At 70.7% G+C, this 21,644-nt stretch carries 23 protein-coding genes and 1 riboswitch; of the genes, 8 read left to right on the top strand and 15 right to left on the bottom strand.

Annotated elements, in window-relative coordinates; translation table 11 throughout:
• Positions 1-20 precede the first annotated feature (20 nt).
• Together ASG96_RS13100 and ASG96_RS13095 are read left to right on the top strand one after the other, a co-directional pair.
• A complete protein-coding gene (locus tag ASG96_RS13100) occupies positions 21-926 on the top strand; it encodes a VanW family protein (protein WP_082591765.1) in 906 nt (301 codons plus the stop codon).
• Positions 927-938: 12 nt separating this feature from the next.
• A complete protein-coding gene (locus ASG96_RS13095) occupies positions 939-1,694 on the top strand; it encodes an RNA methyltransferase (RefSeq protein ID WP_057588434.1) in 756 nt (251 codons plus the stop codon).
• Between the two features lie 10 nt (positions 1,695-1,704).
• Here the strand turns inward: ASG96_RS13095 and ASG96_RS13090 are convergent, their stop codons facing one another.
• Complete coding sequence (locus tag ASG96_RS13090) at positions 1,705-2,244, bottom strand: DUF1697 domain-containing protein (RefSeq protein ID WP_082591764.1); 540 nt, start codon at positions 2,242-2,244, stop codon at positions 1,705-1,707.
• A gap of 1 nt (position 2,245) precedes the next feature.
• Positions 2,246-3,118 (bottom strand): PhzF family phenazine biosynthesis protein, encoded by an 873-nt coding sequence (locus ASG96_RS13085; protein ID WP_057588167.1) that lies wholly within the window; start codon positions 3,116-3,118, stop codon positions 2,246-2,248.
• Positions 3,119-3,191: 73 nt separating this feature from the next.
• On the opposite strand from ASG96_RS13085, the gene ASG96_RS13080 reads away from it, so the two are divergent.
• A complete protein-coding gene (locus ASG96_RS13080) occupies positions 3,192-3,818 on the top strand; it encodes a histidine phosphatase family protein (RefSeq protein WP_056757630.1) in 627 nt (208 codons plus the stop codon).
• An 85-nt stretch (positions 3,819-3,903) separates the two neighbouring features.
• Here ASG96_RS13080 and ASG96_RS13075 read toward each other — a convergent pair whose 3' ends face one another.
• The 11 genes from ASG96_RS13075 to ASG96_RS13025 form a co-directional block, all read right to left on the bottom strand.
• A complete protein-coding gene (locus ASG96_RS13075; RefSeq protein WP_056756720.1) occupies positions 3,904-5,391 on the bottom strand; it encodes a hypothetical protein in 1,488 nt (495 codons plus the stop codon).
• A gap of 105 nt (positions 5,392-5,496) precedes the next feature.
• Complete coding sequence (gene gcvP / locus ASG96_RS13070) at positions 5,497-8,424, bottom strand: aminomethyl-transferring glycine dehydrogenase (RefSeq protein ID WP_082591763.1); 2,928 nt, start codon at positions 8,422-8,424, stop codon at positions 5,497-5,499.
• 76 nt (positions 8,425-8,500) lie between these two features.
• Positions 8,501-8,600, bottom strand: a riboswitch (glycine riboswitch).
• A 110-nt stretch (positions 8,601-8,710) separates the two neighbouring features.
• Entirely contained in the window at positions 8,711-9,295 is a 585-nt protein-coding gene (locus ASG96_RS13065; protein ID WP_056757624.1) for a MerR family transcriptional regulator, read from the bottom strand.
• A 243-nt stretch (positions 9,296-9,538) separates the two neighbouring features.
• Positions 9,539-10,057 carry a bifunctional nuclease family protein gene (locus ASG96_RS13060; RefSeq protein WP_056756718.1) on the bottom strand — a complete coding sequence of 173 codons (519 nt, stop codon included), beginning with the start codon at positions 10,055-10,057 and terminating at the stop codon, positions 9,539-9,541.
• Positions 10,058-10,098: 41 nt separating this feature from the next.
• Positions 10,099-10,824 carry a MerR family transcriptional regulator gene (locus tag ASG96_RS13055; RefSeq protein ID WP_056756716.1) on the bottom strand — a complete coding sequence of 242 codons (726 nt, stop codon included), beginning with the start codon at positions 10,822-10,824 and terminating at the stop codon, positions 10,099-10,101.
• The gene (locus ASG96_RS13050; RefSeq protein ID WP_056756712.1) at positions 10,821-11,291 is read right to left on the bottom strand and encodes an FHA domain-containing protein; all 471 of its coding nucleotides are present in this window, start codon (positions 11,289-11,291) and stop codon (positions 10,821-10,823) included. Before ASG96_RS13050 ends, ASG96_RS13055 begins: the two co-directional genes overlap by 4 nt.
• A 105-nt stretch (positions 11,292-11,396) precedes the next feature.
• A complete protein-coding gene (gcvH, locus tag ASG96_RS13045) occupies positions 11,397-11,786 on the bottom strand; it encodes a glycine cleavage system protein GcvH (protein WP_056756710.1) in 390 nt (129 codons plus the stop codon).
• A 187-nt stretch (positions 11,787-11,973) separates the two neighbouring features.
• Entirely contained in the window at positions 11,974-13,062 is a 1,089-nt protein-coding gene (locus ASG96_RS13040) for a DUF881 domain-containing protein (protein WP_057588166.1), read from the bottom strand.
• Positions 13,063-13,064: 2 nt separating this feature from the next.
• Positions 13,065-13,397 (bottom strand): small basic family protein, encoded by a 333-nt coding sequence (locus ASG96_RS13035; RefSeq protein ID WP_056756704.1) that lies wholly within the window; start codon positions 13,395-13,397, stop codon positions 13,065-13,067.
• The gene (locus ASG96_RS13030) at positions 13,394-14,434 is read right to left on the bottom strand and encodes a DUF881 domain-containing protein (protein WP_057588165.1); all 1,041 of its coding nucleotides are present in this window, start codon (positions 14,432-14,434) and stop codon (positions 13,394-13,396) included. Before ASG96_RS13030 ends, ASG96_RS13035 begins: the two co-directional genes overlap by 4 nt.
• Positions 14,431-15,039, bottom strand: a complete 609-nt coding sequence (locus ASG96_RS13025) for a CDP-alcohol phosphatidyltransferase family protein (protein WP_056756700.1) — start codon at positions 15,037-15,039, stop codon at positions 14,431-14,433. Before ASG96_RS13025 ends, ASG96_RS13030 begins: the two co-directional genes overlap by 4 nt.
• Positions 15,040-15,199: 160 nt before the next feature.
• Here ASG96_RS13025 and ASG96_RS13020 point away from each other — a divergent pair, with 160 nt between their 5' ends.
• Positions 15,200-16,642 (top strand): YibE/F family protein, encoded by a 1,443-nt coding sequence (locus tag ASG96_RS13020; RefSeq protein ID WP_082588688.1) that lies wholly within the window; start codon positions 15,200-15,202, stop codon positions 16,640-16,642.
• A 107-nt stretch (positions 16,643-16,749) separates the two neighbouring features.
• Positions 16,750-17,553: an acyltransferase gene (locus tag ASG96_RS13015; protein WP_304437879.1), complete on the top strand. Its 804-nt coding sequence runs from the start codon at positions 16,750-16,752 to the stop codon at positions 17,551-17,553.
• A 39-nt stretch (positions 17,554-17,592) separates the two neighbouring features.
• Here ASG96_RS13015 and ASG96_RS23620 read toward each other — a convergent pair whose 3' ends face one another.
• Entirely contained in the window at positions 17,593-18,453 is an 861-nt protein-coding gene (locus tag ASG96_RS23620) for an Ig-like domain-containing protein (RefSeq protein ID WP_162262040.1), read from the bottom strand.
• 435 nt (positions 18,454-18,888) lie between these two features.
• Between ASG96_RS23620 and ASG96_RS23265 the strand changes: the two genes are divergently transcribed.
• The 3 genes from ASG96_RS23265 to ASG96_RS12990 all read left to right on the top strand — a co-directional run bounded on the left by ASG96_RS23265 (position 18,889) and on the right by ASG96_RS12990 (position 20,813).
• Positions 18,889-19,134: a hypothetical protein gene (locus tag ASG96_RS23265; protein ID WP_057588163.1), complete on the top strand. Its 246-nt coding sequence runs from the start codon at positions 18,889-18,891 to the stop codon at positions 19,132-19,134.
• Positions 19,135-19,141: 7 nt separating this feature from the next.
• Positions 19,142-19,630 (top strand): hypothetical protein, encoded by a 489-nt coding sequence (locus ASG96_RS23820; RefSeq protein ID WP_200962682.1) that lies wholly within the window; start codon positions 19,142-19,144, stop codon positions 19,628-19,630.
• Between the two features lie 463 nt (positions 19,631-20,093).
• On the top strand, positions 20,094-20,813 hold the full coding sequence (locus ASG96_RS12990; protein WP_157610828.1) for a hypothetical protein: 720 nt from the start codon (positions 20,094-20,096) through the stop codon (positions 20,811-20,813).
• A 75-nt stretch (positions 20,814-20,888) separates the two neighbouring features.
• Here ASG96_RS12990 and ASG96_RS12985 read toward each other — a convergent pair whose 3' ends face one another.
• Positions 20,889-21,413: an HK97 family phage prohead protease gene (locus ASG96_RS12985; RefSeq protein WP_057588161.1), complete on the bottom strand. Its 525-nt coding sequence runs from the start codon at positions 21,411-21,413 to the stop codon at positions 20,889-20,891.
• Positions 21,414-21,644 lie beyond the last annotated feature (231 nt).

Here is a 21,644-nt window from a genome sequence, read left to right as displayed (position 1 = left end):
ACCACGAGGGGATGGAAGAAATGCAGCTCATCGCACCGCCGGTCGGCTTCGTCGCTCCCGCCCGCGTGACCGCGGCACCACGTGTGTCGCAGCGTCATCCGGCGCTCTTCCCGGTCGCGGTGCGGGCCAACCGTGCCAAGCGACGCCTGGCGTGGCTCCGGTCGACCACCCCGTGGGCCAGGGCGCGCGAGAGCTCGTCGTTGGCGCACCGCGTCAAGACGCACAACTCCCTCCTCGTGCGGGAGCTGTCCGAGGCCGAGATGCACCTCCAGCGCAACAAGGTCACCAACCTGCGGCTCGCCGCCGCACGCGTCGACCGCATCCTCGTCCGCCCCGGCGAGACCTTCTCGTTCAACAAGGTCGTCGGCAACTGCACGCGGCGCCAGGGCTACGTCGAGGGGATGCGGCTGTCCAACGGCGAAGCCCGTGCGGGCGTCGGTGGCGGCATCTGCCAGCTGGCCAACCTCCTGCACTGGATGGTCCTGCACAGCCCGCTCACCGTCGTCGAACGCTCCGAGCACTCCTTCGACCCGTTTCCCGACAAGGGCCGCGTCCTGCCCTGGGGCGTCGGCACCTCGATCGTCTACAACTACGTGGACTTCACCTTCCGCAACGACACCGACACGACCTTCCAGATCCTCGTGGCGGTCGGGGACCGCTACCTCGAGGGCGAACTGCGCGCCGACGCGCCGATGGCGCACTCCTACAAGGTGTTCGCCCGAGACGAGCAGTTCATCAAGTCGGGCGACGACGTCTTCCGGCGCAACGAGATCTGGCGGACGGTCATCGACAGACGCACCGGCCAGGCCGTGGCCGAGGAGCTGCTCAAACGCAACTGTGCGCTGGTCAGGTACCACCCCGAGGACGTTCCGGTCATCGATGTGAGCCTGGCCCCCGGGTCCGCGGTCCCCGCCGGCGCCCCGTGACATCCTGTGCGGGTGACTGCTGAGATCTCCCCCAGGGACCGCTTCATCACCGTGTACGGGCGCAACCCGGTGCACGAGGTCCTCCTGGACGAAGACCTCGTCGTCGACAAGGTCGTCCTCGCGGACAACGCCCACGGGTCAGGCGTCCGCGAGATCCAGCAGGCCGCGCGTCGCCGCGGTATCGAGGTGCAGCGGACGTCGGCCGAGCGCGTCAAGAAGCTCGCCGGCAACGGCCGCCAGGACCAAGGCGTGTTCGCCGATGTCGTCGCACCACGCATGCTCCCGCTCGAGGCGGCGCTCGCCCAGGGCACGTTGCGCACTGTCCTCGTCCTCGACGGCATCACGACACCCGCCAACGTCGGGATGATCCTGCGCACCGCGACGGCTGCCGGCGTCGACGGTATCGTCGTCCCGCGCCGCGGCGTCGCGTCACTCGACCCCCTCGTGGTCAAGGCATCGGCTGGCGTCGCCTTCAAAGCGCCGATCATCAAGGCGTTCACGGCCGACGAGGCGGCAGGTTCGCTGAAGGACCACGGATTCCACATCGTCGGGCTCGATGCCCACGGCGATGACGACCTCTTTGCAGCCCATCTGCCCGAGCCGGTCGCCTTCGTCCTCGGCAGCGAGACAGCGGGGCTGACGCCCGAGGTGGCCGAGCTCGTCGACACGTGGGTGTCGATCCCGATGGCCGCCGGCGTCGAGTCGCTCAACGTCTCGGCCGCCGCCGCGGTCGTCTGCTTCGAGCTCGTCCGCCGCGCGCGCCTCTGACGCGACCGCGTCAGTCGCCCCACTTGTCCGCGAGGGCCCGCACGACGCTGATGTTGCGCGCCGTGCCCACGGCCCCGGTCAGCTTCTCGATGCGGGCGTTGGTCAGCTTCGAGCCCTGCACCCCGTCGGAGAGGAAGAGCACGATGTCGTTGCCGACGACCCGCGCTCCCTCCGTGGCGACCTTCCACTCGTGCAGGGCGGTGACGCCGTCGGGGTCGAGGTCGCCCGTCATGAAGGTGACGTAGCGCTTCGCGTCCGCGGCGATCGGTGAGTCGAGGGCCTCGGCCTCGTCGACGAGCGACCTCAGCTGCGCCGGCGTGCGCACGACGACCGGCACGTCGAAGCCGAACTCGTCGCTGATGGCCCGGCGCAGGTCTGCCTCGACCTTGGCCGCACTGCGCACGCCCGACCGGACCTTGAGGTTGCCGCTCTGGATGTGCGTCTCGACCTCCTCGTACCCCTCGGCCTCGAGCAGCGTGCGCAGGGACGCCATGCGCACCTGCCGCTTGCCCACGTTGACGGCCCGCAGGAACCCGATCCACACCGGCACGTCAGGCCCCGACCGCGCCGAGCGAGCAGGTGCCCCGGCCGACGGTCTCGACGCGGCCGCCCACGTGGACGGCCCCGTCGGCGTCGATGTCGAGCAGCAGGCGGGACGGGCGACCGACGGCCGCGCCCTGGCTGACGACGACCGACACCTCACGGGTCCCCTGCGCGACGAGCCAGCCACCGAGGTTGGCACAGGCCGACCCGGTCGCGGGGTCCTCGAGCACCGCCTGGCCCTGCGTGTAGAAGAGGCGGGCCTCGACGGTCTTGGGCCCGGTCCACGCCCACGCGTACACGTGGGGCGCGCGTGGCGGCGACGTCATGTGCTGGGCCATGAGGTGCGCGTCGGGGTCACAGGCCCGCACGGCCTCGACGGAGTCGAGGCGCACGAGCAGCTGCTCGACCCCGACGTCGACCCAGGACGCGTCCGAGCGCACCACGAGCCTGCGGTCGAGGCCGAGCGCCTCGGCCAGCTCGGCGCCGCTCGACGTCACCTCGCGCACGGTCGCGGCCCGGGCCGCGAGGCGCCAGCCACCGTCGACGCGGGCGACGGGGATGCGCCCGGCGGGCATCCTGAGGTGCACGGTGTCGAGGCCCCCGCCCAGCATCGCGACGACCTCCGCGGTGCCCAGGGTCGGGTGGCCGGCGAACGGCATCTCGTGCCCCGGCGTGAAGATCCGCACCGCCGCGTCACCCGGCCTGGCGCCGTCGACCAGGGACGTGACGAAGGTCGACTCGCTGAGGTTGAACTGGCGCGCCCACGCGAGCATCTCGTCGTCGGACAGCCCGGCGGCCTCGGGGAAGACGCACAGCGGGTTGCCCGAGAAGCGCTCCCCCTCGATGGAGAAGACGTTGAGCAGGTGGAAGGGGAGGTCCATGCACCCGAGTCTGCCGGAGCGGCGGCCCGGACGGCAGGGCCGAAGGGCCCGCCACGCCGATACTGTGACGGGCATGGCCTCCCCCGACGGTGTCGTCCCCGGCAACATCTACCTCTTCCGGCACGGCGAGACCGAGTGGTCGCTGAGCGGTCAGCACACGGGCACGACCGACCTGCCGCTGCTCCCCGAGGGCGAGGCGGCCGCGCGCGAGCTGGCCGACGTGCTGCGCAAGCACCCCTTCGAGCGCGTCCTCGTCTCGCCCCTGCAGCGGGCGAAGCGCACCGCCGAGCTCGCGGGCCTCGGGGACTTCGAGGTGGAGCCGCTGCTGCGCGAGTGGGACTACGGCGCCTACGAGGGGATCACGACCACGCAGATCAGCGCCGAGGTCGGCCACCCCTGGGAGGTCTTCGTCGACGGCGTGAAGCCGGGCGTCACCCCCGGCGAGACGGTCGAGCAGGTGTCGGCGCGCGCCCAGCAGGTCATCGACAAGGTCTGGCCCGACCTCGAGCACGGCGACGTCGCGCTGTTCGGTCACGGACACGCCCTCCGGGTCCTCACGGCCACCTACCTCGGGCTCGACCCGCGCTTCGGCCAGCAGCTCATCCTCGACGCCGGGTCGATGAGCGTGCTGACGCACCACCGGTCCACCCGGTGCCTGGGGATGTACAACCTCTCCCCCTGGCGCCTGCTCTCCGACTGAGCCCCGCGACGGGGTCGTATGCCGTGTCCCCGGACACACGGCATACGCCGGTTGTGCTGGGGCACAGGGTGGTCCGCTCGCGCGGTCACTCCTTGGGGAGCTCCCACGTGTGCACGGGCTCGTTGGCCATCATGCCCTCGATGTAGTGACGCAGCATCTCGCGCAGGGCCTTGTCGCGGGTCAGCCCGCGCGCCTCGAGACGGGCCACGCACTCCGTCTGCCACGACGCACCGTTGACGCCCGTGAGGCACCGCTGCTCGATCATCGTCAGGAAGCGGTCGCGCACCGCCGTCGAGACGCCCCAGCGCTCGAGGCCCTCGTGGGCCATCGGGAGCAGGCGGCGCAGGACGAGCTCGGTGGCCGGCACGTCGCCCAGCCCGGGCCAGTAGGTGCGGGCGTCGATGCCGAGGCGTGCGCCCTCCTCGAAGTTCGACTCGGCCGCGGAGAAGCTCATCCGGGTCCAGACCGGGCGGTCCTCCTCGGCGAGCACCCGCATCGTGCCGTAGTAGAAGGCGGCGTTGGCCATGACGTCGGCGATGCTCGGCCCGGCCGGCAGGACGCGGTTCTCGACGCGCAGGTGCGGGCGGCCGCCGACGATGTCGTAGATCGGGCGGTTCCAGCGGTAGACCGTCCCGTTGTGCAGGCGCAGCTCCTTGAGCTCGGGCACCTCGCCCCGCTCGAAGACCTCCTCGGGCTCCTCGTCGTAGAGCTCGGGCAGCAGGGCCGGGAAGTAGCGGACGTTCTCCTCGAAGAGGTCGAAGATCGAGGTGATCCAGCGCTCGCCGAACCACACGCGCGGACGCACGCCCTGGTTCTTCAGCTCGACCGACCGCGTGTCGGTGGCCTGGGTGAAGAGCGGGATGCGGGTCTCGGCCCAGAGCCGCTGGCCGAGGAAGAACGGCGAGTTGGCGCCGAGGGCGAGCTGCGGACCGGCGAGCACCTGGGCGGCGTTCCAGTGGTCGGCGAACCGCTCGGGCTGGACCTGGAGGTGCAGCTGGATCGAGGTGCAGGCGGACTCGGGCGCGAGGCTGTCGGAGTAGCGGGCGATGCGCTCGCCGGTCGGCCCCTCGAGCTCGAGCCAGACGTCCTCGCCCCGGGCGTCGAGCACGGCGTTGTTGAGCGCGGCATAGCGGATGTTCTCGCTGATCCAGTCGCCCTCGAAGTGCTCGGGCATGACCGTCGGCAGGATGCCGATGGCGACGATCCCGGCGTGCGCCTCGGCGGCCTTCTCCGAGGCGCGGTTGAGGGACTCGCGGAGCAGCCTCTCGAGCTCGATGGCCGAGTCGCCGGGCAGTGGTCGAGGGTGGACGTTGAGCTCGATGTTGTAGCGCGCGAGCTCGGTCTGGTAGTCCTCGTCGGCGATCTGCTCGAGCACCGTCTTGTTGTCGAGCTTGGGGCCGAGGTCCTCGTTGACGAGGTTGAGCTCGATCTCGAGACCCGTCATCGGACGGTCGAACTCGAACTCGCTCTTGCCGAGCATGCGTTCGAACACGTCGAGGTCGCGGCGCACCTTCTCCCGGTATTGCTGCCGCTGCTCACGCGTGTACCTGGCCTGCTCGACATCGGCTCCCACGTGCCGAGACAACCACACTCGGGGTCGCGACGCGAGGGGCACGCACGGACTGGTCACCTCCTGAGCGCGTGCGGTCAGGAGATGACCACGGGTCGTGCGGGCCGATCAGCCCTCGAAGGCCTCCGGCGGAGGGCACGAGCAGACGAGGTTGCGGTCGCCGTAGGCGCCGTCGATGCGGCTCACCGGCGGCCAGTACTTGTCGGCGGCGTTGATCCCCACGGGGAAGGCGGCCTCGGCGCGCTCGTAGGGGTGGTCCCACTCCCCCGCGATGTTGAGGGCCGTGTGCGGTGCGTGCCGCAGCATGCTGTCGCCCACCGCGACGTCGCCGGCACGGATCGCCTCGATCTCGCCGCGGATCGCGATCATCGCGTCGCAGAAGCGGTCGAGCTCGTAGAGGTTCTCCGACTCGGTCGGCTCGACCATGAGCGTGCCGGCGACCGGGAAGCTCATCGTCGGGGCGTGGAAGCCGTAGTCGACGAGGCGCTTGGCGATGTCGTCGACGGTGACGCCGGTCTCGGCCGTGATCTGCCGGACGTCGAGGATGCACTCGTGGGCGACGAGGTCGTCGTGTCCGGAGTAGAGCACCGGGTAGTGCTCGCGCAGCCGGGCCGCGATGTAGTTGGCGCCGAGGACGGCCATCTGCGTCGCGTGCCGCAGGCCCTCGCCCCCCATGAGGCGGACGTAGGCCCACGAGATCGGCAGGATGCTCGCCGAGCCGTAGGGGGCGCCCGACACGGGACCGACACCGGTCTCGGGGCCGGCCTCCGCGGCGAGCGGGTGGTTGGGCAGGTGCGGCGCGAGGTGTGCGCGGACCGCGACCGGCCCCACGCCGGGGCCACCGCCGCCGTGCGGGATGCAGAACGTCTTGTGCAGGTTGAGGTGGCTGACGTCGGCGCCGAACGTGCCCGGCTGCGCGAGCCCGACGAGCGCGTTGAGGTTGGCTCCGTCGACGTAGACCTGGCCGCCTGCCTCGTGGACGAGCTCGCACAGCTCGGAGATGGTGTCCTCGTAGACGCCGTGGGTCGACGGGTAGGTGACCATGATCGCGGCGAGGTCGTCGCGGTGCGCCTCGACCTTGGCCCGGAGGTCGTCCATGTCGACGGTGCCGCCGGCGGCCGTCTTGACGACGACGACCTTGAGGCCGGCCATGACGGCCGAGGCGGCGTTGGTGCCGTGGGCACTCGCCGGGATCAGGCAGACCCGCCGATGTCCCTCTCCGCGGGCCTGGTGGTAGGCGTGGATGGCGAGCAGGCCGGCGAACTCACCCTGGGATCCGGCGTTGGGCTGGAGCGACACCGCGTCGTAGCCGGTGATCTCGCAGAGCCATGCCGAGAGGTCGTCGATGAGGGCGCGGATGCCCACGGTCTGCTCCGCCGGCGCGAACGGGTGGAGGTTGGCGAACTCGGGCCAGGTGACCGCCTCCATCTCCGTGGTGGCGTTGAGCTTCATCGTGCACGACCCGAGCGGGATCATGCCGCGGTCGAGCGCGAAGTCACGGTCGGAGAGGCGGCGCAGGTAGCGCAGCATCGCCGTCTCGGAGTGGTGCGCGTGGAAGACCGGGTGGGTGAGGAACTCGGACGTGCGCGCCAGGGCCTCGGGTATGCCGTTCGCGACGCGGGCGCCGAACGTGGCCTCGGCATCGTCGGCCGGGTCGACCCCGAAGCCGTCGAGAACCGCGAGCACCGTTGCGGGAGTAGAGGTCTCGTCGAGACTGAGCGACACGCGGTCGGCGTCGACGCGCCACACGTTGATGCCTCGGTCGGCGAACGCGGTCGTGACCTCGTCGGCGCGACCCGGCACCACGACCGTGAGCGTGTCGAAGAACGACGTCGTCTCGACGTCGAGGCCACCGTCGACGAGTGCACCGCGCAGCGTGGCCGTCAGACCACCCACGCGCCGCGCGATGGCCACGAGGCCCGCGGGACCGTGCCACACGGCATACATGCTCGCCATGACGGCGAGGAGCACCTGCGCGGTGCAGATGTTGGACGTCGCCTTCTCGCGGCGGATGTGCTGCTCACGCGTCTGGAGGGCGAGACGGTACGCCTGGTGACCCTCGGCGTCGACGGACACCCCGACGAGGCGACCCGGGATCTGGCGCTCCAGGCCGCGGTGCACGGCCATGTAGCCGGCGTGCGGGCCGCCGAAGCCCATCGGGACGCCGAACCGCTGGGCGCTGCCGACGGCGATGTCGGCGCCCCACTCCCCGGGGGCGGCAGCCAGGGTCAGTGCGAGCAGGTCGGCGCACGCCGTGACGAGGCCCTTGGCCTCGTGGACCGCCGCGGTCAGCGGTGTCCAGTCGACGAGCTCGCCGGTGGCGTCGGGGTACTGCACCATCGCGCCGACGACGGCCTGGCCTCCGGCGGCCGCGGCGAGGGAGTCGGTATCGGTCACGCCGCGCAGATCGGCGACGACGAGGGGCAGCCCGAGCGCCTCGGCACGCGTGCGCATGACGGCGATGGTCTGCGGGAAGAGCCGCTCGTCGACGAGCACGACGGCGTCGGAGGCGGCCTTGCTGGCGCGCCGCATGAGCGACATCGCCTCGGCGGCCGCCGTCGACTCGTCGAGGAGCGAGGAGCCCGCCACGTCGAGCCCGGTGAGGTCGGTGACGACCGTCTGGAAGTTGAGCAGGGCCTCGAGCCGGCCCTGGGAGATCTCGGGCTGGTACGGCGTGTAGGCGGTGTACCAGGCGGGGTTCTCGAGGACGTTGCGACGCACGACCGGCGGGGTCACGGTGCCGTAGTAGCCGAGCCCGATGAGCGAGGTGAGCACCGTGTTGCGCGAGGCGAACCCGCGCAGCTCCTCGATGACGGCACTCTCACTGGCGGCCGCCTCGATCCGCAGCGGCGACTCGGACCGGATGGCCCCGGGGATGGCGCGGTCGCACATCGCGTCGAGGCTCGGCTGGCCCACGACCTCCAGCATGTGGCGGACGTCGTCGCCGGCGGGGCCGACGTGACGGCTCACGAAGTCGGCCATCACCGTCTCGGTGGACGTTCCGGTGGTGACGGGCACGAGCTGGTCGATCGACATGCGGGCTCCTGACGGGTTCGAGCGGACGACACACGCTCCCCGTCTGTCGAGCACCGTGACGTGCCTCCAGAGTTGCCTCGCCCGCATGGTCCTGGCGCCTGAGAGGTTCCGGGGATGTTGCCCCTTCGGCGCCTCGCAGGTGCGTCGCACCCCGAGGACTCTCCCACGCAGGGTCGATCGGCACCACAAATCTACCAGCAGGCAGCCGTGCTCACGGCACGCACCAGTCCCGGCCGGAGAGTCCGGTCGGGCCGAGTCGGTGATGCCTCGGGAGGTGCTGCGCCGGTCAGGCCATGCGGCGGGCCTGGCGTCGCGCGCCCAGCTCGTCGTCGGGGTGGTCGGCCGGGGCGTCGTCGTCGGCGCGCTCGCTCGGCAGCAGGGCCAGCTCGCCCTCGACCTCGCGCCACACTCGTCCGACGGCGATGCCGAAGACACCCTGACCGCCCTGGACCAGGTCGATGACCTCGTCGGCCGACGTGCACTCGTAGACCGAGGCGCCGTCGCTCATGAGCGTGATCTGTGCGAGGTCCTCGACGCCGCGCTCACGCAGGTGGCTGATGGCGACGCGGATCTGCTGCAGGGAGACACCCGTGTCGAGCAGTCGCTTGACGACCTTGAGCACGAGGATGTCGCGGAAGCCGTAGAGCCGTTGGGTGCCCGAGCCGGTGGCGCTGCGGACGGACGGCTCGACGAGCCCGGTGCGCGCCCAGTAGTCGAGCTGACGGTAGGTGATGCCGGCCGCCTTGCAGGCGGTCGGACCGCGGTAGCCGCTGTCCTCGGACAGCGCGGGCAGGTCGTCGGTGAACAGCAGCCCCTGGGACCCGACCGGCATGACCCGACCAGCGTCGTGCGCGTCCTCGATGGCGGCCATGCCGTCCTCCTCCTGCTCAGGCTGCGTGCCGCGAAGGTGCGTGCGCGCAGACGACATCCGGATAACTACAGTCACGTCGTTCTCCTGACGGTAGGCCGCGCCCACCCTCGGGTCAATCACCGGGGGCATCACAGGGCGGCGTGTCGGGACGGCGGCCGCAACCTTCACGAACGACCTGAAGGTGAAGGTCTCGGTCGCTGCTGCCGTCGGCGGGCCTGCAGGGACGCCGTGAGCGTGGTGGTGTCAGTCCGGACGGTCGGGCACGTCGGGGCGGTCACCGGGCTCGGCCTCGGGCGCCGGGCCCTCGAAGTCCTCGGCGGAGACGTGGTCGAGGAACTCCTTGAAGCGCTCGACCTCGTCGTCCTCCTCCGAGGACACGACGATCGCCGCCTCGTCGAGGATGCCCGGCTCGACGAGCACCTTGGCACCCGTGCGCAGGGCGAGCGCGATGGCGTCGCTCGCCCGCGAGCTCACCTCCGCCTTGCCGTCGATGATGAGGGCCGCGTGGAACACGGAGTCCTTGAGCGCCACGATGCGCACCTCGGTCAGCTCGTGGCCGAGCACCGACAGGACGTCGCGCATGAGGTCGTGGGTCAGCGGTCGCGGCGGCACGACACCCTGCTGGGCGTAGGTGATCGCGGCGGCCTCGGCCGCGCCGATCCAGATCGGCAGGTAGCGCCCGCCGTCCCGCTCACGCAGCAGGACGATCGGCTGGTTCGTGGGCATCTCGACGCGGACGCCCAGGACATCGACCTCTCTCACTTCTCCACCGTACCCCGGCGCGTCGACGGTGGGGTACGGGCTCAGCGGGCCAGGCCCGAGCGGACCAGCGCGACGTGCAGCGCGATGCAGGCAGAGGCGATCTCGGCCGTCCGCTCCTCGCGCGTGCCACTCCCCCGACGGGTCGCCAGGACCTGGTCGACGAGGCCGATCTCACGGTCGGCGGCGGTGCGGAAGGGCCGGAGATGGCGTGCCTCGAGCCCGTGGCCGGCGAGGGTCCGGGCGGCCGCCGCGATCGCCAGCGCGTCGTGGCCGAAGTGGCCCTTCTCGTCGGGCTGGAGCAGGCCGTACGTCTCGAGCGCGATCATGGTGTCGCGGTCGATCCCCGTGGCCTCCCGCAGCTCCGGCCCGGTGAGCGAGACGTCGCTGCGTGCCGCGAGGTCCTGCGGGCCCGGGACCTCGGGGTCCGCCGACGGTGCTGGCGGCCGGGGCCGGCCTCCCGACTCCTCGCCCGGGTCGGACAGACCGCGGTCGAGGGCGTCGAGGGCGTCCCGGATGACCTTGAGCGGCCAGTAGCGGTCCCGTTGCGCCGACAGCACGTAGCGCAGACGGCGGACGTCGTCCTCGGTGTACGTGCGGTAGCCCGACGGTGTGCGGTGCGGAAGCACCAGTCCCTCGGCCTCGAGGAAGCGGATCTTCGACGCGGTGACATCGGGAAAGTCGTCGGAGAGCGCTGCGAGGACCTTGCCGATCGTCAGGCGCCGAGGGGCAGCCTCTCCCGCGTCGCCCGCCACCGTGCCTGCGGTCATGCCGGTGCGGGCTGGGGTGCTCCGGACGAGTAGTAGACGAGGCGGAACTTGCCGATCTGGACCTCGTCGCCCTGGTGCAGTGGGGCCTCGTCGATCCGCTCCCGGTTGACGTAGGTGCCGTTGAGTGAACCGGCATCGCGCACGACGTAGCCGCCACCCTGCGCGACGAAGGCCGCGTGCTTGCGCGAGACGGTGACGTCGTCGAGGAAGATGTCCGAGTCGGGGTGGCGACCAGCGGCCACCTCCTGGTCGTCCAGCAGGAAGCGGGCCCCCGTGTTGGGGCCGCGGAGCACGACGAGCAGGGCGGTCCCGGGCCGCAGGGCCTCGATGGTCGCCTGGTCCTCGGCCGTGAGGCCCCGCCCGTCGACGGTGTCGACGTGGTCGCTGTCCAGCGACGGCACGCCTTGGAACCGCATGGTGCGGGGTTCGACGTTCATGTCGTCGGGGTCGGGCAGGTCGCTCGACATGCGGTCCTCCTCTGTGGTGCGGGCGGATTCGGGTCCATCCACTCTAGTTGACCCGGGCAGGTCGGAGCCTGCCCGGCATCGTGGCGGAACGGGGACCCGTCGGGGTCAGGTCAGCGAGGCGGTGTAGGTCGACGCGTCCATCAGGCCCTCGACGGCGGAGGCGTCGGCCGGGCGCAGCTCGAACATCCAGCCCTCCCCGTAGGGGTCGGAGTTGATCAGCTCGGGCGAGGCGTCGAGGGCGGCGTTGGTCGCCGTGACCTCACCCTCGAGGGGCGCGTACACATCGCTCACCGACTTCGTCGACTCGACCTCTCCGCACGAGTCACCGGGCGTGACCGTGTCGCCGACGGCGGGCAGGGACACGTAGACGACGTCGCCCAGCGCGTCCTGGGCGAAGGACGTGATGCCGATGCGAACCACTCCGTCGTCGCCGACACGAACCCACTCGTGGTCGCTGGTGTAGCGCAGGTCGGAGGGGTAGTCCAGGTCGCTCATGTCGCTCCTTCGTCTGTGGTCGGCCCCGATCGGGGCCGTGGTGGATGCGCGTGCTGCTGGGCGCTGGTGTCGCCGGCGATGCGGTGGCACCTGAGAGGATGCCATGCCCGCGCGACGTGCGCAGGGAGTGGGCGGCACGCAGTGCTGTTCCGGGTCGGTGCGCCGCTGCTCCGGCACCCTCGTGAGGTCATTCGACGGGCTTCGCGTGGGTCATCTCGGTGGGCCGGTGCATCGAGGTGATCTCGACGAGGCTCGACTCCGTGACGGTGGCCTCGGCCCCCTTCTGCCGCACCGACTCGACGATCCCACCGGGGATCGTCATGGCCGACGACAGCGTCTTCGAGTCACCGATCACCTTGATCACGAGGGGACGCGGCACCTGCACGCCGTCGACGAGGATCTCTCCGTCGCGGTCACCCACGAACGACGAGGCCACGACCCGGACGCCGCCCACGTCGATGGACTCGGCCCCGGCGTCGCGCAGCTCCTGGATGATGTCGAGGACGATCGGTCCGGTGACGGCGTTGGTCGGGTCGCTGATCCGCAAGGTGATGCCCGGCCCCTTGGCTGCGAGGGTCCCGGCCAGGATGCCGAGGGTGTCGACGCGCTTCTGCGCCTGCTCGAGGGCCTCGGCTGCCGTGCCGGTGCCGTTCTTGAGGCGGTCGCGGGTGGCCTCGAGCTCACGGACCTGCTGGTCGAGGCGGGACGAGCGCAGCGAGATGTCGTCGAGCACGCGGACGAGGTCGGTCTGGCTCAGCTCGTCGAGGCCACGCTGGTTGGTCAGCTGCACCTGGGCGGCGATGCCGGCGCCCAGGAGCACGGCGAGCAAGGCCCCGAGGACGTTGGCCCGCGTGGCGCGGGGACGGCTCATCCTGACCAGGCGCGTCCAGGCCGCGCGGCCCTCGACCGGCACCCGGCTCGTCCCCGTCTCGGGAGCTGCGGGTCCGGCGCTCTCGGCCGGGTCGTCGTCAGCAGCGGCCGCGAGCGACGACGCAGGAGCCACCTCCGCCTGCCCGGCGGCAGGCTCTGGGGTGGGCTCTGGGGTGGGCTCGGGCGCCGGGGTCGGCTCCGCCGTCGGCTCGACCGTCGGCTCGACCGTCGGCTCGACCGTCGGCTCGACCGTCGGCTCGACCGAGGCGGCGGGCGTGCTCTCCGGCGCCGTGTCGGGAGCCGCGTCGGCCGGCGACTCGTCCGTGGCGTCGACGACCGGCTGGACGACCGGCTCCTGGCCGTGGGCGGGAGTGGGTGCGGGGCGACCCTTCTTGCGCTTGCCCATGCTCAAGCCTTGAACAGGTGCCGGCGGATCGAGGCGACGTTGGAGAAGATCCGCACGCCGAGGACGACGACCACACCCGTGGATAGCTGCGAACCGACACCGAGCTGGTCGCCGAGGAAGACGATGAAGGCGGCCACGACGACGTTGGACAGGAACGAGACGACGAAGACCTTGTCGTTGAAGATGCCGTCGAGGATCGCGCGGAGGGCACCGAAGACGGCGTCGAGGGCCGCGATGACCGCGATCGGCAGGTACGGCTGGAGCCACACCGGCACGGATGGATCGAGGAAGAGCCCCACCGCGAGTCCGGCCACGAGGCCGAGAACTGGGATCACGAAGGGTTCTCCTCACTGGTCGGTGACGCCGGGCTTCCGGTGCCGGAGTCGGCGGCGCCACTCGGGGTGTCCGAGGGCGAGCGCGTGGTCGACGTGCTCGTGCCGGTCGGCGCGGCACCAGAGCTCCGCTTCGGGGCGCTCGTGCCCTGTTGGAGCGTCGCGCCCGGCCCGGTCGAGCCTACGGGCGGACCGACGGGTTCCGCGACCTCCAGCCGTGCGGCCGAGTCCCCCGGCACCGTGAGCGAGTCACTCCCGGCCAGGATCGAGCGGATCTTGTACTCGTCGGTCAGCTGCGAGAGGTAGAGCCCGGCGAACGACGGATCGAAGAGCTGCTGCATGCCCTGGGTGTCGCCGAGCGCCGTGATGACGTAGGGCCGTGACAGGGGGCGGAAGTCGACGATGATCGCCTGCCCCGCGAACCGGATGGCAGCGGTCGAGCTGAGCCGGTGGCCGTTGATCGAGATGGCCTCGGCCCCGGCGCCCCAGAGACCGTTGACGATGATCTGGAGGTCGCCGGAGGTGACCCGCCCCTCCTGGAAACCGCTGCTGGGCCGGCTGCCCGCGTCGGCGCCGGTGTCGGTCGAGGCGGCGTCGTCGAGCGTCAGCGTCAGTCCCGGGCCGGTGAGGGGCACGGCGCCGGCCTGGACCTCGAGGTCCTTGATGGTGCTCGTGAGGTCGGTGCCACCCGACTGCTGCAGCGCCAGGGCCTCGTAGTCGCGCACCTGCTTGCCGAGCGCGGCCACCTTGGCCTCCTGGTCGGTGCCGTGCTTCTGGAGGGCCTCGATGCGGGTGACGAGCTCCTTCTTCACGGCGGCGGCCGCCGTGGGCTTGGGTCGCAGCGACTGCGCCGCCACCGCGAAGAGGAACCCGGTGAGGATCGCCAGCACGACGACGAGGACCGTGCGCGTGGACGTGGCGCCGGGGAGTCCGGCAGCGATCCGCCGGTCGGCCGCCTCCTGGTAGCCGGCATCGAGCGGCCGCTCCATCATCGTGGTGAGCAGGGTCATCGACTCGTCGGGTCGGCGCTCGGTGCTCACGGGGTCACCACCCGGGGACGCTGCGCCAGCACGAGACGGGCGTGGACGGCATACAGCACGGCGGCGAGCCAGTAGAGGACGACGCCCCACCACGCGAAGCCCCAGCCGATGGGGCGGGCGAGGTCGCCGAGCCAGTCGTCGCGCTGCGCGAGCAGCAGGAGCGGGAAGGCGTAGAGGAGGTTGAACGTCGCGGCCTTGCCGACGAAGTGCACCGGCAGGCCCACCTGCCCCTTGGTGCGCAGGTAGAGCAGCATCAGTGCCATGACGACCTCGCGTGCGAGGAGCACGGCGACGAGCCAGACCGGGATGATGTCGCGCCACATGAGCCCGACGAGGGTCGTGAGGATGTAGAGCCGGTCGGCGATGGGGTCGAGGAACTGACCCAGGCGGCTCTCCATGTTGAACCGCCGGGCGATCTTGCCGTCGAGGTAGTCGGTGACCCCGGAGAACAGCAGGAGCAGGAAGGCCAGCCCGTCGCGCTCCGAGACGATGGCCCAGAGGAAGACGGGCACGCCGAGCAGGCGCAGCACCGACAGGACGTTGGGGATCGTCAGCAGGCGCTCCGTCACGACGTGCTCGCGCTCCCCCGCTCTCTCGACCTCCACGGCGGCAAGCCTAACGGGCACCCGGAGCAGCCGAGATCCGTCCCCGGCATCGATCCGGACACGACCACCCTCGGCGACGGGCGGGCCGGCGTGACGGCCGGCCCCGAAGGCGGGGACCGCAGGCCCTACGGCCCGGACCTGCTCTGGCACACTCTGCACCATGCCCGGCGGACACTCGCACAGCCATGCCCACGACGCGCCCGGTGCGTCCGGCACCGTCGCCGTCAGCACCCTGGCCCGGGTCGGGCTCACCCTGCTGCTCGTGCTCGCCGCGGCGGCCACCGTGTTCGGTCTCGTGCGCTACTGGCCCACCGACGCGCAGACGCCGGCGCGGGTGGGCACGTCCGACTTCGCGGCGCCCGGAGTGACGTTTCCCGTGGCGGAGGTCCAGGCGGTCCTCCCGGTCTGCGAGGGCCCCGATGCCGGCACCGGTGCCAAGCCGGCGGACGGCCAGGGTGGCGACGTCGTCGACGCGGACGCGACGTGCGGCGCCATCACGGTCCAGCTCGAGCAGCCCACCGCCACCTCGGGTGACGTGCGTCCGATCGTCTCGGTCTCGGTGCCGCCCGCGGTCTCCACGTCAGGACTGCGCGAGGGCGACACCGTCATGCTGCTCCGGACCCCGCCCCAGGACTCCCAGCCCGAGACGTACTCCTTCCTGCAGGTGCAGCGCGGGGCGCCGTTGTCGCTGATGCTCGCGCTCTTCCTCGTCGTCGTGGCCGTCGTCGCGCGGTGGCGCGGGATCCTCGCTCTCGTCGGACTCGTCTTCGGCGGCCTCGTCGTCGTGAAGTTCATGCTGCCGGCGCTGCTCGAGGGACAGTCGGGCCTGCTCGTCGCCCTCATCGGGTCCTCCGCCATCATGTTCGTCGTCCTCTACCTCGCCCACGGACTGTCGGTGCGCACCAGCACGGCCCTCGCCGGCACGCTCTTCGGCGTCGCGATCACGGCCGGTCTCGGCCTGCTCGCCGTCGACCTGGCACGCCTCAGCGGCGTCGCCAACGACGAGGGCGCCACGCTGGCGTCGTTCGTCACGACGATGAACCCGCGCGAGCTGCTCACCTGCGCGATCATCGTGGCCGGTCTCGGCGTGCTCAACGACGTGACGATCACGCAGTCGTCGGCCGTGTGGGAGCTGCGCGCCGCCGCTCCCTCGATGGGGCGTCGCGAGCTCTTCCAGTCCGGCATGCGCATCGGGCGCGACCACATCGCCTCGACGATCTACACGATCGTCTTCGCGTATGCGGGTGCTGCGCTCCCCGTGCTGCTGCTCCTCTTCCTCTACGAACGACCGGTGCTGGAGATGCTCCAGACGGAGTCACTGTCCGAGGAGATCGTGCGCACGCTCGCCAGCGCCATCGGTCTGGTGCTCGCGGTGCCCGTGACGACGGCCATCGCGGCCCTCACCGTCGGAGCCGCGAGGATCCCGGCGACCCCGGCGCCGAACGACCGCGGGGCCGGCTCGCCCGGTGGCAGGGGGCGCCCCGCAGGTCGCGTCGACGCGGAGCAGCAGGGCCCGACCGCGGCCGACCTGGTCCGGGCCGCGAGCGGCCCTCCCGAGCCGTCCACACGGGCCGAGGCCAGGGCGCGGATGTCCGCCTCCTGAGCCGAGGTGGCGGACATCCGCACCCGGTCACGACATCACCGCAGGTCACGTCGGCTGGGACTCGTGAGGCTTTCAACCAGTTCTCAGGAACCACTAGGCTCGCCGCCATGAACCATGTGACGACCCTCGAGGCGTACGACGACGACCGGGGAAACCGCATCGAGTTCGGCGGCACCGTCGACAAGAACATCCGCATCAAGTTCCGCGGGCGCAACAACGTCCTGCGCGTGGCGACCCAGCAGAACATCGCCCAGCTCTTCGTCGACTTCGACTGCGACGACGGCCTCGTGGAGATCGGCAGCAGCCGAGGCGTGCCTGGGCTGCGAGCGGCGATCCGCGTCGGTGACGGCTGCCAGGTGCGCATCGGCAAGAACGTGTCGTCGACGACCACCGTGGCCATGTCGACCGCGGAGGGCACGTCGATCACCATCGGCGACGACGTGATGATCGCCTCCGACATCCAGATCCGCGCCGACGACGGCCACCCGATCTTCGACGTCCGCACGGGCAAGAGGGTCAACGCGGCCCGGTCGATCGTCATCGGCAACCACGTGTGGCTAGGCCTCGGTGCCTGCGTGCTCGGGGGTGTGACCATCGGCGACGGCACCGTCGTCGGTATGCGCTCGGTCGTGACGCGCTCGCTGCCCAACAACGTCGTCGGTGCGGGCGCGCCGGCCAAGGTCGTCAAGCGCAACGTGGCCTGGGAGCGTCCTCACCTCACCCTGGACCCGCCCTACCGCAAGCCGACCGCGGCCTCGGTCAAGAAGTCCACGGACTACTGGACCCTGACGGTCGACCCGGACAGCAGGCCCTCACGCAGCCGGGAGATCTACGCCGGTGCGCGGCGACGCACGCGCAAGGGCCTCAAGGCCGTCCGCGCCCGCGCCCGCACGCTGAGCAGCCGCGTCTGACGCCCCGTCCACCGGGACTGTGGCCGGCCCCGAGGACGGTCAGGAGACGGTCAGGACGGCCGTCCACGTCGCGCCACCGGACTCGGTGAACCTCACCGTGACGGCCGCCGCGTTCACGCCGTTCTTCGTCGCCGAGACGGTGCCGGTCGAGGCGGTGGCGTTCGGGGCCACGGTGACGGTCCCGCTCCCCGTGTTCTTGCCGGTGGCGGACCAGGAGAGCGTCTCCGTCGCGCCGCTGTAGGACACCGCCCCGCCCGCACTGTTGCCGAACCCGACGTTCGCCACCACGACGGCGTTGTTGCCGCCGCCCGAGACGGTGCAGCCGTACGACGACCCGACGGCGCCCCTGCAGCTGGGCGTGACCGAGGTGCCGTTGAGTGTGGCCCCAGAGAAGACGAGGCCGACTGCCTGTGCGTTGACGACGCCCTGGGTCACCGTCGTGGACGTCGACGCCGTGTGGCTGGCGGTGCCGTTATACGGCGCCGTGACCGATCGTGAGCCGGGAGTCGGGAAGGTCGTCGTGCAGGTGGCGATCCCCGAGGCGTTCAGGGTCTGGGAGCCCGCCGAGCAGCCGATCACCGTCGTGCCGTCCCTGAACGTGACAGTGCCGGTCGGCACTCCCCCGCCGGGCGCGGCGGCGGCCACCGTGGCGGTGTAGGTGACACCCTGGCCCGTCCGGACCGTCGTCGCCGAGGTCGTCAGGCCCGCCCTCGTGGCGGCCGCCCCCACGACCTGGCTGACGGCCGCCGAGGTGGAGGTGAGGTGGTCGGGCGACCCGTCATAGACCGCGGTGATGCTGCGCGTGCCTGCGGAGGGGTGGCTGACCGCGCAGGTGGCCGAGCCGCCCCCGAGGGTCCGGCTGCCGCCCGCAGGCAGTCCTTGCAGTGGTAGCCGGGACACCTTGCACCACAATCGGATTCGGGCCACTCGGAGCCGGGTGCCCTCGGCTCCTCGCACGGGCACCCGCACCGACGACGAAGGGCCGCACTCTCGGTGGAGAGTGCGGCCCTTCGTCGATCGGTCGGGCTGACAGGATTTGAACCTGCGACCCGTTGACCCCCAGTCATTCCCAACAGGTAACGCCACGAGACGCCAGGACCACGTAAACAGCGTCTGACGTACGGAAACGTGCAACGGCGCGCAGTGCCTCGGAACGTCGCGAAACAGTGGAACTGCTGACCAATGGCTGACTGAATGGCTGACCGTTTGCCTCGCCGGGCGAGAGCTGTGACAAGCAGCCGCACGCTCCCACCTGCCTCCGCTTCGTGCTGACCCTCTCGCGGTCGCACGGCATGTCGCCGTACACTGACAGGCAAGCGCAACTAAAGTTGCGCTGTGGACGTTGAGATCAGAGACAGCGCGCGCAAGCACGGCGTCTCTGACGACGACATCACACACGCGCTGCGACACCCGCTGAAGGCGTTCCCCAATGACTCGGGAGGCGATCTCGTGATCGGTCCCAGCACTACCGGCGCGCTGCTCGAACTGGGCGTGCGGGGCTGGCGGTCGCGCCAGATGGTCGTCTTTCACGCGATGCCAGCACGAGACAAGTTCCTCTCCCACCCACAGCGAAGGCGGTGACGCACCCATGAGCGACAGCAGAGAACAACGAGAACACGACGAGTTCGAGGCGTGGGTTGACGCGCTTGACCCGGACACGGCGGTGGTCGACGACCCGGCGGACTTGCGCGCGGTCGCCGACGCCGCGGACGAGCTGCACGCTGTCCAGTCGCGACTGCGTGAAGCTGTTCACGCGGCCCGCGCGAACGGTCGGACCTGGACGCAGATAGCTGTGGGTCTGGGTGTCTCTCGTCAGGCGGCGACGAAGCGGTACGCGAACGAGCAGCGGGTCACCTCCGCGAACCCGGCGAAGATCAAGACGAAGTTCCCGAAGATGAAGGCGAAGGCCAAGGCCGCGGTCCCGCGCCCAGCGAAGGTGTCGCATATACGTGAGTCCAGCGTTACGCGACGCGGTGGGCTTGGACAGACGACGCGCAAGAGCGGCAGCGGGGGCTCCGACAACGACACTCAACGTCGCGACTACGACATCGCCGCCCATGACAAGCGCTACCGCTGAGTGCTGCCCCTATAACGTCTTCAGGCAGACTCGCTGACAGCCAGAGACGTCGTTTTGGCTGCCGTATGGCGCCGTCAGAGGCGGCCGTGGCGGCTCTGAGTGTTGTGGGACGCGGGAGCGCGACGACGGGTTTTCAAGGCGCGCGGTGGCACGAGCTTTTTGAAGCAGACCGCGCTGAGCGCCTACGCGACGTACGCGGGTCGGTTCGTCTTGACGCTGTCGAGCCACAGCGGCGCAGAGCCGACGCATGATGCGATGCGCGCTCATGCCGAATAGCGGACGTTCGGTTGAGCGCTCCTTGGTCCCCGCGTGGCAGGACCTCACGTTGGCGTGCGGCCATTGGCTGCTAGGTCACGATTGCCGCACGGTACTGCCTTGGTCTGCACACTTGATCGGCTGGCACTCCTATCTTGACCGACAGGGACAGGGACAGGGGGATCCGATGGGACGGAGTCAGAACGCCGTGGATCAAGTGCTGCGAGGTGGCCTCATCGTGATCGGAGTGGGAGTCGCCGGTTACCTCGCGATGCTGGTCCTGCTCTCCTTCGCGATGCAGGAGCCGTATCCGTTTCTGAACGTCGCCAACAAGAGCGGTCGCCCGCTGCTCATCGAGCAGGCCGACGTCGTGAGTTCTCCGGGGTGGCGGTCGAGCAGGCTCGTGTGGGGCAACTCGGGGATCTGGCCGGCGGCCGGCAAAGGTGCGTGCGAGCAGGACCGACTGGTGGCTCGCGACCTGCAGGGCACGGTGGTGGCGCGCCGCACGGGCGCCTGCAGATCGGACACGTGGACCATCACAACCGAGGGCTTGTCGGAAGCACCCCGCTACCCGCGGCTGCCCGTACCTCCCGGCCACGTCGAGGTCCGGCTCGTCCTCGATTCCTCCGGGACGGAGGACTCGGTGGTCGCTTGGTGGCGGGCGCTGCCCCAAACCCTCGAGCGCGCCACGGCAAGGGGCGCGGCCGCGGGAGTGACCGTACAGGGCCCGTTCCTCGAGAATGAGGACCTCGCGATGTACGTCCGAGGGCCAGACGCCGCCACGGTCCGGGATTTCGCCCGTACCCAAGTGCTGCGGCCATCACCCGGCCGGGTGTACGCGTACGTCGGCGCCCCAGGTCAACTTGCACCGCACACCGGGGCGGAGATCCTTGTGCCGACGGTCGCGCCGAGCGTCACCACTCGCTGAACGTGGCGGACGGGCTGTCGCGCGCAACGTCCGACCTTGCCGCGAGCCGGGCGTGTGAGCGACGTCCTCGTGTCGCTACGCGTACGCGGGTCGCGGCGTCTTGATCGAGGCGAGCCACAGCAGCGCTGCATCGAGGTTCGGCGTGCTGTCGCCAGTGTCGACATGCTCAGTGATGCGGGCGCGCTCGTATGCGGGCACCGTGCAGACGCTGACCTCGAACAGCTGCGCGTCGATCCGTTCAGCTCTCGTCGGGCGTCCCTGCTCGTCGAGCTTCCAGATCGTGTCTCGCGGACGAGACCCGACAGACAGACCACCGAGACTGCCGTCGACGATGTGCGCCCACGCCGATCTCGCGTGATGCGAGCCCTCGGTCAGACGGAACTCGCCGACGAGACCGTCGGAGGTGTCGTCGAAACGCGCTGAGACACCGAGCGGGAACTGGGTGCCGTCGTGCCAACTCATGAGCGGAACGCGAGCACCGTCAGCGATCGAGCGAGCGAACACGCCGCGTCGCATGACCTCGATGTACGACGTGCCGTCGGCCATGCCGATCAACGCTTCCTCGTCGTAGGGGACGCACAACCCGGTCACGGTGCGCATGCGTGTCAGCCTCGACGGAGGAGCGCGCCACCGCGCTCTGTGACGCGAACGCGAGTGGCGTCCAAGGCCTGCACGAGAACGGTGCCGCTGCGTCGCTCCAGGACGCGGCGAGCGTACGCAAACCGATCGACAGGCGGCTCACCCGGCCCGAGCGGGTTACGCCCGCGCGCATGTTCTGCGTAGAGCCGCCACCAAGCGGCGTGTTGCTCGGCGTCGTCATGACGGCAGCAG

The sequence above is a fragment of the Terrabacter sp. Soil810 genome (genome assembly GCF_001429645.1).
In the GTDB taxonomy this organism is placed as follows: Bacteria; Actinomycetota; Actinomycetes; order Actinomycetales; family Dermatophilaceae; genus Terrabacter.
Note: the sequence above shows the minus strand (reverse complement) of the source record. Positions and strands in the feature narration are given on the sequence as shown.

What these genes read in the sequence shown, in the direction of transcription:
- ASG96_RS13085 (WP_057588167.1), bottom strand. Translation starts at nt 3,118, where the DNA reads ATGGACCTCCCCTTCCACCTGCTCAACGTCTTCTCCATCGAGGGGGAG.
- ASG96_RS13050 (WP_056756712.1), bottom strand. Translation starts at nt 11,291, where the DNA reads ATGTCGAGCGACCTGCCCGACCCCGACGACATGAACGTCGAACCCCGC.
- gcvP (WP_082591763.1), bottom strand. Translation starts at nt 8,424, where the DNA reads ATGTCGATCGACCAGCTCGTGCCCGTCACCACCGGAACGTCCACCGAG.
- gcvH (WP_056756710.1), bottom strand. Translation starts at nt 11,786, where the DNA reads ATGAGCGACCTGGACTACCCCTCCGACCTGCGCTACACCAGCGACCAC.
- ASG96_RS13040 (WP_057588166.1), bottom strand. Translation starts at nt 13,062, where the DNA reads ATGGGCAAGCGCAAGAAGGGTCGCCCCGCACCCACTCCCGCCCACGGC.
- ASG96_RS13080 (WP_056757630.1), top strand. Translation starts at nt 3,192, where the DNA reads ATGGCCTCCCCCGACGGTGTCGTCCCCGGCAACATCTACCTCTTCCGG.
- ASG96_RS13065 (WP_056757624.1), bottom strand. Translation starts at nt 9,295, where the DNA reads ATGGCCGCCATCGAGGACGCGCACGACGCTGGTCGGGTCATGCCGGTC.
- ASG96_RS13055 (WP_056756716.1), bottom strand. Translation starts at nt 10,824, where the DNA reads ATGACCGCAGGCACGGTGGCGGGCGACGCGGGAGAGGCTGCCCCTCGG.
- ASG96_RS13015 (WP_304437879.1), top strand. Translation starts at nt 16,750, where the DNA reads ATGAACCATGTGACGACCCTCGAGGCGTACGACGACGACCGGGGAAAC.
- ASG96_RS13020 (WP_082588688.1), top strand. Translation starts at nt 15,200, where the DNA reads ATGCCCGGCGGACACTCGCACAGCCATGCCCACGACGCGCCCGGTGCG.
- ASG96_RS13100 (WP_082591765.1), top strand. Translation starts at nt 21, where the DNA reads ATGCAGCTCATCGCACCGCCGGTCGGCTTCGTCGCTCCCGCCCGCGTG.
- ASG96_RS12985 (WP_057588161.1), bottom strand. Translation starts at nt 21,413, where the DNA reads ATGCGCACCGTGACCGGGTTGTGCGTCCCCTACGACGAGGAAGCGTTG.
- ASG96_RS23820 (WP_200962682.1), top strand. Translation starts at nt 19,142, where the DNA reads ATGAGCGACAGCAGAGAACAACGAGAACACGACGAGTTCGAGGCGTGG.